The sequence below is a fragment of the Sphingomonas sp. Leaf257 genome, assembly GCF_001422185.1.
Lineage (GTDB): Bacteria > Pseudomonadota > Alphaproteobacteria > Sphingomonadales > Sphingomonadaceae > Sphingomonas > Sphingomonas yabuuchiae.
The window spans coordinates 125,896-138,637 of record NZ_LMMH01000001.1 but is presented as its reverse complement, the minus strand read 5'-3'; the positions used below and the strand labels follow the sequence as shown (position 1 = coordinate 138,637).

The window sequence follows — 12,742 nt, the reverse complement described above, 5'->3', positions numbered from 1 at the left end:
TGCACGGGTCGGTATCTGATCGCATGGTGCGGTGCATAGCACGGGAGAATGGCATGTTCCTGAAGGGCAAGACGGCGGTGATCTCGGGTTCCACCTCGGGCATTGGCCTGGCCTATGCCAAGGCGCTGGCGGCGGAGGGCGCGGCGGTCGTGCTGAACGGCTTTGGCGAGGCGGATGCGATCGAGGCGAACCGCGCCGCCCTTGAACAGGTCAGCGGTGCGGCGGCGCTTTACGACCCGGCCGACATGACCCGGCCCGACCAGATCGAGGCGATGATCGAGCGCGCCGCGAAGGAAACCGGCTCGGTCGATATCGTCATCAACAATGCCGGTATCCAGCATGTCGCCCCGATCACCGAGTTTCCGGTCGAGAAATGGGATGCGATCATCGCGATCAACCTGTCCTCGGCCTGGCACATGATGCGCGCCGCGATCCCGCATATGCGGCAAAAGGGCTGGGGGCGGATCATCACCACCGCCTCGGCCCACAGCCTGGTCGCCAGCCCCAACAAGTCGGCCTATGTCGCGGCCAAGCATGGCGTGGTCGGTATCACCAAGACCGTGGCGCTGGAGGTCGCGACCGACGGCATCACCGCCAACTGCATCTCGCCCGGCTATGTCTGGACGCCGCTGGTCGAGAACCAGATTCCCGACACGATGAAGGCGCGGGGCCTTAGCCGCGAGCAGGTGATCGACGATGTCCTGCTGAAGGCGCAGCCGACCAAGGAATTCGTCACCATCGAACAGGTCGCGGCCCTGGCCCTGTTCCTCTGCCGCGACGAAGCGAAGTCGATCACCGGCGCCAACCTGTCCGTCGATGGCGGCTGGACCGCGCAGTGAGGTGGCCGCTGGTCCTGCTCGGCACGGCACTGGCGGCGGGCGGCGTGGCGGCCGCGCAGGCGCAGCGGGTCGAAGAGGCCAATGACTGGCGACTGGCAGCGACCGAGGATGACCGTATCCGCCTGCGCGGCTGGCGCAGCGCCTGGGTCAAGGGGCTGGCACAGGCGCGGGCGGGCGGGGCGACGGCCGAGATCGCCGCGCTGGGGCAACTGGCCGATCCCGACTATTCGATCGCAGACCCCAAGCTGCCCGATGGCGATTATCGCTGTCGCACGATCAAGCTGGGGTCTCAGGGGCGCGCGACGCTGACCTATGTCGCCTATCCCTATTTCCGTTGCCGCGTGGCGGGCGGTGGCCAGCAGCTTACCAAGATCGACGGGTCACAGCGGCTGACCGGGCGTCTCTATCCCGATACCGATGCGCGCAGCATCTTCCTGGGCACGATGATCCTGGGGGACGAGGAGCGGTCCTATGCCTATGGCCGCGACCGGGCGCGCGACATGGCGGGCGTGGTGGAGCGGGTCGATGCGACCCACTGGCGGATCGCCTTTCCCTATCCGGCTTATGAATCGGTGGTCGACATACTCGAACTGGAGCCGTTGGCACCCTGAACCGGGGCGGGAGACGGCGTGACCGGCGCGGCGGGCAGCGGCGGGAGCGAGGCGAGATACTCCTTGCCATGCTGGCCGATCGGCGTGACCCGGCCGGCATTGGCCTGTGCCACGGCCTTCAGATAGGAACGCGGCTTCTTCATCAGTTCGGGATGGTCGAGCCCGACCAGGCCCAGCCGCCGCGCTGCTTCCTGCACGAAATGCACGCAGTTGCGATCGTTCAGATTGTAATGCGAGTCGCCCGTCTTCTCGTCCCAGGCCGCGACCAGCGCCAATATGTCGCCATATTGGGCATCGGTCATGACATAGGAAAACTGCGCGTCGCTGGTCGAGACGTAGAAGGGCTTGGAGATGTCCAGCCGTCCCTTGACCGTGCCCATCAGGATGGCGGGTGACACCGACCGGGCGGTGAAGCCGTAATTGGCGTCGACCGGCTGGCCCGTCGCATCCACCGTGCCGCGCAGCGAGAAAAAGGCATGGGGGAAGCTGTTGCCCAGTTCATGGCTCCAGAAGGTGATGGTGACCGCCGCCTGCGCGGGCAGCGCACAGCCGAACGTCAGGGCCAGGGCCATTGCGAGTCGCAGGAACATCGTCATGACTGCCCTCATAACCTAGGTTGCGGGATCGCCGCAGCCGCATTCTCGTATTTTTCGGGCCGGATATAGATGGACGACAGGCTGGGCACGGCACGCCGCAGATCGTCCTCCAGCCCCTCGATCATCGTCTCCGCCGCACCCATGGGCAGGCTGTCGACGAAATCGGCGCTGATCGCGGCGAAGATGCTGTCGGGCGCGGTGTGGATCGTGCGGACATGATTGACATGGGTGATCCAAGGACGCGCGGCGACGATGCCGCGGATCGTCTCGACCACCTCCGGGTCGGCACGCTCGCCGATCAGCAACCCCTTGGATTCGCGCGCGAGCAGGATCGCGACCAGCCCCAGCACCAGCCCGATCAGGATCGAGGCGATTCCGTCGATCCGGGCGTCGCCCGTCTCGTGCGACAGCCAGACGCCGAGCGCCGCGATGACGAGGCCCGCCAGCGCCGCCGAATCCTCGAACAGGACGATGAAGCCCGGCGGGTCCTTGGAATCATGGATGGCGCGCCACCACCCGCTATTGCCCTTGGTGCGGGAGAATTCGCGCACGGCGATGGCCCAGCTCGCCCCCTCCAGTGCGAAGGCGATGGCGAGGACGATATAGTTGACGGTGGGATCACGCAGCGGCTCGGGCGACTTGATGTGCAGCCAGCCCTCATAGATCGAGATGCCGGAGCCCAGCGCGAAGATCAGGATCGCGACGACGAACGCCCAGAAATACAGCTCTCGCCCATAGCCGAAGGGGTGGATCGCATCGGGGCCGCGCTTGGCGCGCCTCTGGCCGTAGAGCAGCAGAATCTGGTTGCCGCTGTCGACCACCGAATGCACGCCCTCGGTCAGCATCGAGGAGGAGCCGGTGATCCCGGCCGCCACGAACTTGGCGACGCCGATCGCCAGATTGGCCGCCAGCGCGCCGTACAGGACGATATTCTCGCGGATGCGTGCGGTCAGGCCGGTGTCGGGCATGGCCGGTACAGCGTGCGATGGGGGCGGTTGTTCCTTGGGTCGGCAGCCCTGTTTGGCAGAGGGACCGGCGTGCACTTCGACTTCGCTCAGTGCGAACGGGGGTGATGAGCTTGGTACCGCCCGCCGTTCAGCCTGAGCGAAGTCGAAGGCCAAGGGATTACCTCAGGACGCGATCCGCCCCAGCCGGTGGTAGAGATGCGCGAACTTGATCGAGCGGGGGTCGTCGGCGACGCGCTTGACGTGTTCGGCGATGGCTTCCTTCATCAGCGCGAAATCCTCGGTGGAGAAGACGGCGCGGCTGCGTTGCGGTTCGGTCGGCATGGCATATTCTCCTTCGTTATGGGTGTCAGGCGGCCTGGACGAACTGGGCGGCCTCGGTGGATTCGGCGAGCGCGGTGGTCGAACTGTCGCCGCCCGCCGCGATCTGCGCGATCAGGTCGAAATAGCCGGTCCCCACCTCGCGCTGGTGGCGGGTCGCGGTATAGCCGTTGGCCTCGGCGGCGAACTCGGCCTGTTGCAGCTCGGAATAGGCGGCCATGCCGCGATCCCGATATCCGCGCGCCAGCTCGAACATGCCGTAGTTGAGCTGGTGGAACCCGGCGAGCGTGACGAACTGGAATTTGTACCCCATCGCCCCGATCTCGCGCTGGAAACGCGCGATGTCGTCGCGGTCCAGATTGGCCTCCCAGTTGAAGCTGGGCGAGCAATTATAGGCCAGCACCTTGTTCGGATGCTCGCGCCGGATCGCTTCGGCAAAGCGGCGTGCGTCCGCCAGATTGGGCTTGGACGTCTCCCACCACAACAGATCGGCATGCGGCGCGAAGGCCAGGCCGCGCTGGATGCAATGGTCGACACCGGTGCCCGGCTTCAGGCGGAAAAAGCCCTCCGCCGTCCGCTCGCCGGTCAGGAATTCATGGTCGCGCTCGTCCACATCCGAGGTGATGAGCCGGGCGCTCTCGGCGTCGGTGCGCGCGCAGATGACGGTCGGTACGCCCGCCACGTCCGCCGCCAGCCGCGCGGCATCCAGGTTGCGGATATGCGCCTGTGTCGGGATCAGCACCTTGCCGCCCAGATGGCCGCACTTCTTCTCCGAGGCCAGTTGGTCCTCGAAATGCACGCCCGCCGCCCCTGCCGCGATATAGGCCTTCATGATTTCATGGCAGTTGAGCGGCCCGCCGAACCCGGCCTCGGCGTCGGCGACGATGGGCGCGAACCAGTCGCGCGTCGCGCCGCCCTCGGCATGTTCGATCTGGTCGGCGCGGGCCAGCGTCGCATTGATCTTCCGCGCCAGTTCCGGCCCGGCATTGGCGGGGTAGAGCGACTGGTCGGGATACATTTGTCCGGCGGTGTTGGCGTCTGCCGCGACTTGCCAGCCCGAGAGGTAGATGGCCTTCAGCCCGGCGCGAACCATCTGCATCGCCTGATTGCCCGACAGGGCGCCGAGTGCCGGGACATAATCCTCCGAATGGAGCAACTCCCACAGCTTCAGCGCACCACGCCGGGCCAGCGTATGCTCGACCGTGATCGATCCGCGCAGCCGTGCGACATCGGCGGCGGTGTAGGGACGGGCGATGCCGTCGAACCGTCCGGCGGGGGCGGGGATCAGATCCTGGAAGCTCGGCATCGCATCGTCCTTTACAATTTGACTGTTCTTGACCGAGAGATTGCCGCGAGGATCATCGTTCCAGAAGGGGTGGTGCGCGTCCCACCGCGTCGTGCCGTCGCCGATCCTGCCATCTTGCAATGTTGCCTTGTAAAGAATTGACAGTCTCCCGAACGCGGCGCAGCTTGGTGTGCAAGGAGAGCGGCGATGAGCGGAGCCAAGGTCATTGCGGGCCATGCCGTGCGGCGGCTGCGGCGGCAGAACGGCCTGTCGCAGGCGGCGATGGCGGAGATGCTGGATATCTCGCCCAGCTATCTGAACCTGGTCGAGCGCAACCAGCGGCCCGTTTCGGCCGCGTTGCTGGTCCGGCTGGTCGAGACGTTCGATTTCGATCCGCGCGCGCTGACCAGCGGCGCGCCGGGCGGCGGCGCGGCGGCGATGCGGCGGCGGCTGGCCGATCCGCTATTCGCCGATCTGGAGATCGACCGTGCCGAGCTGGAGGAATGGCTGGCGGCCGCGCCGGGCGGGGCGGAGGCGTTTGCGCGCGCGTTCGACCGGCTCGCCGGGGCTGGCGGTGGAGGAACGGAGGCTCCGGCAACCCCCGACCCGACCGTGAGTGTCCGGCGCGAGATCGAGCGGTGGCGCAACCATTTCCCCGATCTGGACGCCGCCGCCGAGGGGCTGGCCGACGAACTGCGCATGGGGGCAGGCGATCTCTATGCCACGCTGGCCGAACGGCTGCGCGTCCGCCATGCGCTGACCATCCGTATCCTGCCGATCGACATATTGCCCGAACTGTTGACCCGGCTGGACCTCCATGCGCGCCAATTGCAACTGTCCGAGATGCTGGACGGTCCGGCGCGGGTCTTTGCCCTGGCGACGCAACTCGCCCAGCTGGAGGCGCGCGCCGAGATCGAGGCGCTGGCGCGCGGCGCGGCCTTTGGCGATCGGCTCGCCGAGCGGCTGTTCCGGCGGTATCTGTACCGCTATTTCGCGGCCGCGCTGGTCATGCCCTATGCCCGGTTCCTGCGGGCGTGCGAGGCGACCGGCTATGATCTGGAGATCCTGGCGCGGCGCTTCGGCGTGTCGCACGAGCAACTGGCCCATCGGCTGACGACGCTGGGACGGGTCGGCGCGCGCGGGCTGCCCTTTTTCCTGATGCGGATCGACCGGGCGGGGCAGGTGTCCAAACGCTATGCCGGGTCGGCGAATGCGGTGCTGGTCGAGGCGGATGGGCGATGCCCGCTCTGGCAGGTCTTTGCCGCGTTCGAACGGATGGGGGAGGCGATATTCCAACTGGTCGAGATGCCGGACGGCAGCCGCTTTGCGACGATCACCCGCGCGCAGGAGCGGGCCGGGCGTGACGCATCCGGGGTGCGGGCACGGTTCGCCATCGTCCTGGGTGTAGAGGCCGGGCTCGCGGGGCAGGTAGCGGCGGCGCGCGGCCACCCGCTGACCGAGGCGGCAACGCCGATCGGCCCGGGGTGTCGCCAGTGTTCGCGCCCCGCCTGTCCGCAACGATCCTTGCCGATGAACGGCCGGGTCTTGACCGTCAACGAACGGGACCGACCGATCAATACTCTGGTCTTCGCGCAGGACTGAACCAGAATTGGGCAGGCTCGCCGTGATTGCTTCACCTATTTTAAGAGGAAACTGTATACGCGACTGACCATGATCTGGCTTCGTCGTCGCATCCAATCCCTGGAATTCCGTTTCGCGACGATGCTGACGATCGTGCTGGGCGTCAGTCTGGCGCTGGGTGGATGCGGACTTCTGCTGAACAACCAGTTGCTTAGCATGGTCCGGTCGACCCATGAGATTGCGTCCCTGCTGGACCAGCATGACAAGAGGGACGCGCGACTTCGCGACTTCCGAATCCAGGTCGGCGACCTGACGCGTCGGTCGGAAAGGGGACAAAGCGTAGCTGCCGAGCGCTGGCAGGGGCTGGATGCGACGGCGCGGACATGGCTGGCGGAGCCGGTGGTCCGCAACGACCGGATGTCGCCCCCGATCCGCTCGGCCCAGCTTGCGGCGGTGTCGGCGGAACGACGCTTCCTGCACAGCGCGCGGCGCGTGATCGCCGAGGCTGCGGCCGACCCGGCTTTGCTGAAGCGGACCATGCCGCTGTTCATCGCCCGGCTGCACGACATGGAGCATCATCGCGAGATGGTGCACGGAAAGCTTAGCCGCCGCCTGACCTGGCAAACCCGTGAGGTGGAGGCACTGGCGCGGCGGGTGCTGGCCCAGATGATGCTGGCCGGACTGCTCCTCGTCATCCTGGTCAGCGGGCTGATCCTCTGGCTTCGCATCCGGGTGATGCGGCCGCTGATGGACATCGTTGCGGGGATGCGCGCGATGAGCACCGGAAAGCCGCTGGTGCCGTTATGGCTGCATCGCCGCGACGAGCTGGGCGAGCTGGCGCGGGGCATGGACATGCTGGCCCGCGCCGCCGAGGAACGCGAACGTATCCAGCGTCAGGTCGAGTATCTGGCGCATCACGATTCCCTGACCGGGCTGGCCAACCGCGTCGTTTTTGCCGACCGGCTGGATGCCGCACTGCAGGCGGGCCGCAGGATCGCGTTGCTGGCGATCGATCTCGATGGGTTCAAGGGGGTCAACGACACGCTTGGCCATGCGGCCGGCGACATCCTGCTCAAGCGCGCCAGCGACCTGTTGGCGGCGTCGGTCGGTCGCGACGACACGGTCGCGCGCATCGGTGGCGACGAGTTCGCGATCATCCATCATCTGACCACCGAAGAAGAGGATGCCGAGGCGCTGGTGCGTCGCATCTATGCCGTCATCGCCGAAGATCTCGCGAGCCCGGCGGTGCGGATGAGCATCGGCGTCGCGCTGTCGCCCCGCCACGGGCTGGAGGCCGACGAGCTTCAGGCCTGCGCCGACATCGCGCTATATCGGGCCAAGGCCGATGGTCGTCACTGCGCCCGCCGTTACGACATGGCGATGGATGAGGAGCGGCGGCAGCGCCACTGGCTGGCGCATGAACTGCACGAGGCCGTCACGCGCGGCGAACTTCATCTGGTCTATCAGCCGATCGCCGACTGCGCGTCGCGCCGGATCATCGGGCAGGAAGCGCTGGCGCGTTGGGATCATCCGGTGTTGGGGCCGGTCAGCCCGGATGTGTTCATCGGTCTGGCGGAGGAAAGCGGCCTGATCGGCGAGATCGGGCAGCGTCTGTTTGTCGATGCGCTGGCCACGGCGCGGGCCTGGCCCGCCGAATGGATGCTGGCGATCAACCTGTCGCCGGTACAGCTTCGCGAACCGAACCTCGCCCAGCGGATGCTGGCCGCCACCGCTTCCCAGGGCATCGACCCCTGCCGGATCGAGGTGGAAGTGACCGAAGGCGTGCTGATCGACAATCGCGAGGCCACCACCGCCAATCTGGCGACGCTACGCGCAGCGGGCGTCGGAATCGTGATGGACGATTTCGGCACCGGCTACGCTTCGCTCAGCAGCCTTCAGCAATTTCCGTTCGACAAGATCAAGATCGACCGCAGCTTCATCCAGGCGATGGACCAGGACGGCCCGGCCCTGTCGATCGTTCGCGCCTCGATCGGGCTGGGGCGCAGCCTGAACATCCCCATCGTGGCGGAGGGGCTGGAGACCGAGGCGCAATACCGGACGCTATGCGATCTGGGATGCGATCAGGTGCAGGGCTATTTGATCGGTCGCCCGATGGCGTATCTAGCCGAGGCGGCGTGATCCGGAACGGAGGTGGCCAAGCCCGTGGTCAGCTGACGCATTCTCCGATCATGCGGATGATGTCGTGCCCGGTATAGGGTTTGGGTACGAACTGGACCCCGGCGGGCAGGTCGGCCGCAACATGACGTTGTTCGCCCGACGTGACGATGATCGACACATGGGGATGCGACTTGTGGGCCTTGGCCGCGAGTGCGGCGCCGTCGATCGAACCGGGCATCGCGACGTCGGTGAACATCGCGCAAATTTCCGGGTGACGATCCAGGGCGAGCAGCGCCTCATCCGCGCTGTCCGCCTGGATCACCACATAACCCGCATCTTCGAACGCGAACTGCACGTGCATCAACAGAAGCGGCTGGTCATCGACGATCAAAATGGTCGGGGCCTTCATATAACGTGCATTAATTCTGCGCCGCCGCATCTGTTCCGAAAAAGGTGTAATTTTGCGTTCATTCGATTGTCAGGCGCCACTGTCCGTCAGCTGGGCCAGCTGAGTGTCCGACAGGGACAGGCGCATGGCGGGCGTCAGCTCGGACAGCTGCTTCACGCTCGTCGCGCTGGCGATTGGCGCCGTGACCCCCGGTTGCGCCATCAGCCAGGCGAGCGCGACCTGCGCCGGGGTGGCCCCAGTCTCCTCCGCCACCGCGTCCAGCGCCGCCAGTACCGCAGCCCCCTTGCCCTGCAATAGCTCGCCCATTTTCGCACCGCGCACGCTTTGCGACAGGTCGGCGTCGCTGCGGTACTTGCCGGTCAGGAATCCGGCTGCCAGCCCGTAATAGGGGACGACGCCGATATTCTCGGTGACGCAGTAATCCTGCAACTCGCCCTCGAACTTGTGGCGGCTGACCAGATTATATTCGGGCTGCAGGACATGATAGCGCGGCAGCCCGGCGTCGCGGGCGGCCTCGTTCGCGGACTTCAGCCGCGCGGCGTGGAAGTTGGAGGCGCCGATCACCCGCACCTTGCCCGCCTCGACCAGCTTGGCAAAAGCCTCCATCACCGCGTCCTGCGGCTGGTCCTCGTCGTCCTGATGCGCGAAGTAGAGGTCGATCCGGTCGGTGCCGAGTCGCTTCAGCGATGCCTCCGCCGCTGCCGCGATCCGGGCGGGGGCCAGCTTCTCGCCGCCTTCGCCGGGCAACATCCCGACCTTGGTCGCGATCAGCACCTGGTCGCGCTTGCCGCTGGCCTTCAGCCATTCGCCGATCATGGCCTCCGATTCACCGCCCTGGTGCCCGTCGACCCAAGCGGAATAGACGTCCGCCGTGTCGATCATCACGCCACCCTGATCGACAAAGGCGTCGAGCACCGCAAAGCTCGCCGCACGGTCGGCCGTCCAGCCAAAGACATTGCCGCCCAGTACCAGCGGCGCGATCATCAGGTCGGTCGAGCCCAGGCGGCGAAGCGGCGTGTCGGTCATGGCGTATCAGCTTTCGTTATCGATGGGATTTTCGTCCTCAACGTCCGAAGGCGCCATCGCGTTCAGATCGACCGCATTGGCATCGAGCATGGCGGCGGCATCGTTCAGCTGATCATTCTCGGCTGCGCTCAATCCCTTGGGCTGGTCGTTGGAGGAACAGGCGGCCAGCGTCAGCAGCGCGGCGGTCATCAGGATACGGATCATGTCGCCATCATGCCAAAAGCGGGGGGCGGTGGGGAAGGGGGAACCCGGCGGCGGGGTGGGCGCGTTGTCGCGGCCTGGATTTCGATCATGAGGTCAATGCGATGCCTGTTTCCCGATACGCCATGCTGCTCGCCCCGTTCAAAATGGGCCTGGTCGGCGGACAGCGCGCCATGACGCCGCTAGCCGCCGTGTCGATTGCGGCAGCGCGCGGGCAATTGCCGGTCGGCAAGGGCGTGCTCCGCTGGCTGGCCAACCCCGTTGTTGCGGCGGGCACGCTGGCGCTCGCGATCGGCGAGATGGCGGGCGACAAGCAGAAGACCGCGCCGGATCGCGTCGTGCCCATCGGCCTGGCGGCGCGCTTCACGACCTCGGCGATTGCGGGCGCAGCGCTGGCCAGCCCGAAACAGCGCTGGCTGGGCGCGGCGATCGGCGGCGTGACGGCGGTGATCTCCTCCTATCCCGGCTGGCGTAGTCGCATGGCGGCGCTGGGGCGCTATGGCCAGACCAAGACGGGCTTTGCCGAGGATGCGGCGGTTCTGGCCGGTGCGATCGGCGTGGTGCGAGGACGCGCATCGGGCTGAGGCGATGCGGCCTCCGATCAGGAGGCGGGCCGGGGTGGCTGAATGCCGGTATATTGGACCGACATCATCTTCCACTCCCGGCCGATCCGCTGCTCGACATAGGTCACCCGGACGCTGCGCGTGACCGTGCCACCATTGGGATTGGGCAGCGTATAGTCGACCGAGCCGATGACGATCGCGCTATCGCCATGTCGGCGCACGTCCTGTGTCTGAAAGTTCATGGGCGGCACCTGCCTCGCCTTTTCGGGCGCGTAGAAGGTGAGGACCGCCGGCCGCCGGTCGATCTCCCCCAGCGGAGAGACCTCAATATAATCCGCCGCCAGCAGGCCATCGAGCGCCTTCGCATCGTAGCGGTTGCGCGCCTCGTTGAACGACTGGACAAGCTTCAGGATCGCCGGATCGCTTGGCCCTTGCGCCGACGCCGTGCCTGCGAGCAGCGCCAGACCGGCGACGATGTACCAAGACCGCATGTTTCTTTCCCCCCAATGAGGGGAAGCTATCCGCGAAGCATCGCCACGTCTACCGCAGGAAACGTCGTCCACTTCTCCTGCGATCGTGCGCTTTCCAGTACGGCCTCGACGAACGCCATGGTGCGCAGGCCCGGCTCCAGGCCCGGATACCAATTCGCCTCGCCCGGGGCTTCGCCATTGGCCGGACCACCAGCGCGCAAAGATCCCGCCACCGCGCGATAGAGGTTCCCGAACGCCTCGATATAGCCCTCCGGATGGCCCGAGGGGGTGCGCAGGCGGGGCAGGGTGGTGGGGCTGAGCCCCGGCCCACCCGCGCGGACGATTTCGGCGGGGCGGTCGAGCCAGCGCAGGGTCAGCGTGTTCGGTTCCATCTGCGACCATTCCAGCCCGCCCGTCTCGCCATGGATGCGGATACGCAGGCCATTCTCCTCGCCCGCCGCCACCTGCGTCGCGCGCAGCGTGCCGCGTGTGCCTTCGGCAAAGCGCAGGAGTACGTTGACATCGTCGTCAAGCATCCGCCCCGCGACATGAGTCGTCACATCGGCCGACAGCGCCTCGACCTTCAGGCCCGTAACATGCTCCGCCAGTTGGAAGGCATGGGTGCCGATATCGCCCAGCGCCCCGCCAAGCCCTGCGCGTGCCGGATCGGTGCGCCATTCGGCCTGCTTGTTGCCCTCCCGGTCGAGCGCGGTGCTGAGCCAGCCCTGCACATATTCGACATGGACCAGCCGGATGGTCCCGAAATCGCCGCGCGCGACGCGTGCCCGCGCCTCCTCGACCATCGGATAGCCGCTATAGGTGAAGGCCAGGCCATAGAGCTGACCCGAAGCGCGCGCGGCGTCGGCAATGGCACGCGCCTCTGCCAGATTCATCGCCATCGGCTTTTCGCTGAACACCGGGAAACCGGCGTTCAGCGCGGCGATCGCCATTGGTGCGTGGAGGTGGTTGGGGGTGACGATGGCAACCGCATCGATCCGCTCGCCATCGGGCCGCGCGCGTTCGTCGGCAAGGAGGGCGTCGATGGTGGCGTGGACCCGGTCGGGGGACAGGCCAAGTTGCTCGCCGCTACGCCGATTGCGCTCGGGATCGCTGCTGAAATTGCCCGCGACCAACTCCCACTCGCCGTCCAGCGCCGCCGCCATCCGGTGCACGCCGCCGATGAACGCGCCCTCGCCGCCGCCCGCCATGGCCAGCCGCAACTTCCGTCCCGCCATCATCCTCTCTCCTGTCATCCCAATCGCTTATAACGCGATATTCGGTGCTTGCATGGCATCGGTTTAGCGGTAAACTCCGGCAACAACCAGCGAGTCTGGGTAAGAAAATTTCGGGAGAGAAAGGATGAGGCAGCTGATCGGGCTGGCCGCCGCCGTACCGGCCATGGTCGCCGGTATCCTGGCCGTGCAGGCACCGTCTACCGCGCAGACCGCCCCCGCCGCGGGTGCGCAGGCCTTTGCTGCGTGCCGGGCCTGTCACACGCTTAACAAGGGCGGGCGCAACGGTGTCGGCCCCAATCTGAACGGCGTATTCGGGCGGCAGGCGGGCTCGGTCGCGGGCTTCAACTATTCGCCCGCGATGAAGGCGTCGGGCCTGAAATGGGACGACAAGACGCTGGACGCGTTCATCGCCGCGCCGATGAAGAAGGTGCCGGGCACCCGGATGCCGATCGGCGTCGCCGACCCCGCCAAGCGCGCCGCGCTGATCGCCTATCTCAAGGCCGAGACCGCCAAGTGACCGCT

15 protein-coding genes are annotated in these 12,742 nt (G+C 66.6%); 6 read left to right on the top strand and 9 right to left on the bottom strand.

Translation table 11 applies throughout. The features are described from left to right. Positions 1-53 precede the first annotated feature (53 nt). Both ASF14_RS00610 and ASF14_RS00605 read left to right on the top strand, forming a co-directional pair. Positions 54-839, top strand: coding sequence for a 3-hydroxybutyrate dehydrogenase (locus ASF14_RS00610; RefSeq protein WP_056430087.1), 786 nt, complete (start codon positions 54-56; stop codon positions 837-839). Next, on the top strand, positions 836-1,450 hold the full coding sequence (locus tag ASF14_RS00605; protein ID WP_056430085.1) for a DUF4893 domain-containing protein: 615 nt from the start codon (positions 836-838) through the stop codon (positions 1,448-1,450). The genes ASF14_RS00610 and ASF14_RS00605 overlap by 4 nt, the downstream gene beginning before the upstream one ends. On the opposite strand, the gene ASF14_RS00600 is transcribed toward ASF14_RS00605, so the two are convergent. The 4 genes from ASF14_RS00600 to aceA form a co-directional block, all read right to left on the bottom strand. Further along, complete coding sequence (locus tag ASF14_RS00600) at positions 1,402-2,046, bottom strand: hypothetical protein (protein WP_056430082.1); 645 nt, start codon at positions 2,044-2,046, stop codon at positions 1,402-1,404. The two genes, ASF14_RS00605 and ASF14_RS00600, sit on opposite strands and share 49 nt — an antisense overlap. Before the next feature lie 8 nt (positions 2,047-2,054). Beyond that, the gene (locus tag ASF14_RS00595; protein ID WP_056430079.1) at positions 2,055-3,014 is read right to left on the bottom strand and encodes a cation diffusion facilitator family transporter; all 960 of its coding nucleotides are present in this window, start codon (positions 3,012-3,014) and stop codon (positions 2,055-2,057) included. A 162-nt stretch (positions 3,015-3,176) separates the two neighbouring features. Then, positions 3,177-3,335: a hypothetical protein gene (locus ASF14_RS21775; RefSeq protein ID WP_167345467.1), complete on the bottom strand. Its 159-nt coding sequence runs from the start codon at positions 3,333-3,335 to the stop codon at positions 3,177-3,179. A gap of 25 nt (positions 3,336-3,360) precedes the next feature. Then, positions 3,361-4,638, bottom strand: coding sequence for an isocitrate lyase (gene aceA, locus ASF14_RS00590; RefSeq protein WP_056431264.1), 1,278 nt, complete (start codon positions 4,636-4,638; stop codon positions 3,361-3,363). Positions 4,639-4,824: 186 nt separating this feature from the next. On the opposite strand from aceA, the gene ASF14_RS00585 reads away from it, so the two are divergent. Next, positions 4,825-6,219: a helix-turn-helix domain-containing protein gene (locus ASF14_RS00585; protein ID WP_056430077.1), complete on the top strand. Its 1,395-nt coding sequence runs from the start codon at positions 4,825-4,827 to the stop codon at positions 6,217-6,219. A gap of 69 nt (positions 6,220-6,288) precedes the next feature. Beyond that, positions 6,289-8,337, top strand: a complete 2,049-nt coding sequence (locus ASF14_RS00580; RefSeq protein WP_056430073.1) for a putative bifunctional diguanylate cyclase/phosphodiesterase — start codon at positions 6,289-6,291, stop codon at positions 8,335-8,337. Positions 8,338-8,365: 28 nt separating this feature from the next. Here ASF14_RS00580 and ASF14_RS00575 read toward each other — a convergent pair whose 3' ends face one another. From ASF14_RS00575 to ASF14_RS00565, 3 genes are all read right to left on the bottom strand, one after another. After that, positions 8,366-8,725, bottom strand: coding sequence for a response regulator (locus ASF14_RS00575; RefSeq protein ID WP_168371482.1), 360 nt, complete (start codon positions 8,723-8,725; stop codon positions 8,366-8,368). A 69-nt stretch (positions 8,726-8,794) separates the two neighbouring features. Further along, complete coding sequence (locus tag ASF14_RS00570) at positions 8,795-9,751, bottom strand: aldo/keto reductase (protein ID WP_056430068.1); 957 nt, start codon at positions 9,749-9,751, stop codon at positions 8,795-8,797. Between the two features lie 6 nt (positions 9,752-9,757). Then, on the bottom strand, positions 9,758-9,955 hold the full coding sequence (locus ASF14_RS00565) for a hypothetical protein (protein WP_056430065.1): 198 nt from the start codon (positions 9,953-9,955) through the stop codon (positions 9,758-9,760). A 101-nt stretch (positions 9,956-10,056) separates the two neighbouring features. Between ASF14_RS00565 and ASF14_RS00560 the strand changes: the two genes are divergently transcribed. Continuing rightward, on the top strand, positions 10,057-10,536 hold the full coding sequence (locus ASF14_RS00560; protein WP_082441997.1) for a DUF4126 family protein: 480 nt from the start codon (positions 10,057-10,059) through the stop codon (positions 10,534-10,536). Positions 10,537-10,553: 17 nt separating this feature from the next. Here the strand turns inward: ASF14_RS00560 and ASF14_RS00555 are convergent, their stop codons facing one another. Together ASF14_RS00555 and ASF14_RS00550 are read right to left on the bottom strand one after the other, a co-directional pair. Then, a complete protein-coding gene (locus tag ASF14_RS00555; RefSeq protein WP_056430063.1) occupies positions 10,554-11,006 on the bottom strand; it encodes a nuclear transport factor 2 family protein in 453 nt (150 codons plus the stop codon). Between the two features lie 26 nt (positions 11,007-11,032). Next, positions 11,033-12,220, bottom strand: a complete 1,188-nt coding sequence (locus ASF14_RS00550; protein WP_056431259.1) for a Gfo/Idh/MocA family protein — start codon at positions 12,218-12,220, stop codon at positions 11,033-11,035. A 163-nt stretch (positions 12,221-12,383) separates the two neighbouring features. Between ASF14_RS00550 and ASF14_RS00545 the strand changes: the two genes are divergently transcribed. After that, entirely contained in the window at positions 12,384-12,737 is a 354-nt protein-coding gene (locus tag ASF14_RS00545; RefSeq protein WP_184104058.1) for a c-type cytochrome, read from the top strand. Positions 12,738-12,742 lie beyond the last annotated feature (5 nt).

What these genes read in the sequence shown, in the direction of transcription:
- ASF14_RS00610 (WP_056430087.1), top strand. Translation starts at nt 54, where the DNA reads ATGTTCCTGAAGGGCAAGACGGCGGTGATCTCGGGTTCCACCTCGGGC.
- ASF14_RS00600 (WP_056430082.1), bottom strand. Translation starts at nt 2,046, where the DNA reads ATGACGATGTTCCTGCGACTCGCAATGGCCCTGGCCCTGACGTTCGGC.
- ASF14_RS00595 (WP_056430079.1), bottom strand. Translation starts at nt 3,014, where the DNA reads ATGCCCGACACCGGCCTGACCGCACGCATCCGCGAGAATATCGTCCTG.
- ASF14_RS21775 (WP_167345467.1), bottom strand. Translation starts at nt 3,335, where the DNA reads ATGCCGACCGAACCGCAACGCAGCCGCGCCGTCTTCTCCACCGAGGAT.
- aceA (WP_056431264.1), bottom strand. Translation starts at nt 4,638, where the DNA reads ATGCCGAGCTTCCAGGATCTGATCCCCGCCCCCGCCGGACGGTTCGAC.
- ASF14_RS00585 (WP_056430077.1), top strand. Translation starts at nt 4,825, where the DNA reads ATGAGCGGAGCCAAGGTCATTGCGGGCCATGCCGTGCGGCGGCTGCGG.
- ASF14_RS00580 (WP_056430073.1), top strand. Translation starts at nt 6,289, where the DNA reads ATGATCTGGCTTCGTCGTCGCATCCAATCCCTGGAATTCCGTTTCGCG.
- ASF14_RS00575 (WP_168371482.1), bottom strand. Translation starts at nt 8,725, where the DNA reads ATGAAGGCCCCGACCATTTTGATCGTCGATGACCAGCCGCTTCTGTTG.
- ASF14_RS00570 (WP_056430068.1), bottom strand. Translation starts at nt 9,751, where the DNA reads ATGACCGACACGCCGCTTCGCCGCCTGGGCTCGACCGACCTGATGATC.
- ASF14_RS00565 (WP_056430065.1), bottom strand. Translation starts at nt 9,955, where the DNA reads ATGATCCGTATCCTGATGACCGCCGCGCTGCTGACGCTGGCCGCCTGT.
- ASF14_RS00560 (WP_082441997.1), top strand. Translation starts at nt 10,057, where the DNA reads ATGCCTGTTTCCCGATACGCCATGCTGCTCGCCCCGTTCAAAATGGGC.
- ASF14_RS00555 (WP_056430063.1), bottom strand. Translation starts at nt 11,006, where the DNA reads ATGCGGTCTTGGTACATCGTCGCCGGTCTGGCGCTGCTCGCAGGCACG.
- ASF14_RS00550 (WP_056431259.1), bottom strand. Translation starts at nt 12,220, where the DNA reads ATGGCGGGACGGAAGTTGCGGCTGGCCATGGCGGGCGGCGGCGAGGGC.
- ASF14_RS00545 (WP_184104058.1), top strand. Translation starts at nt 12,384, where the DNA reads ATGGTCGCCGGTATCCTGGCCGTGCAGGCACCGTCTACCGCGCAGACC.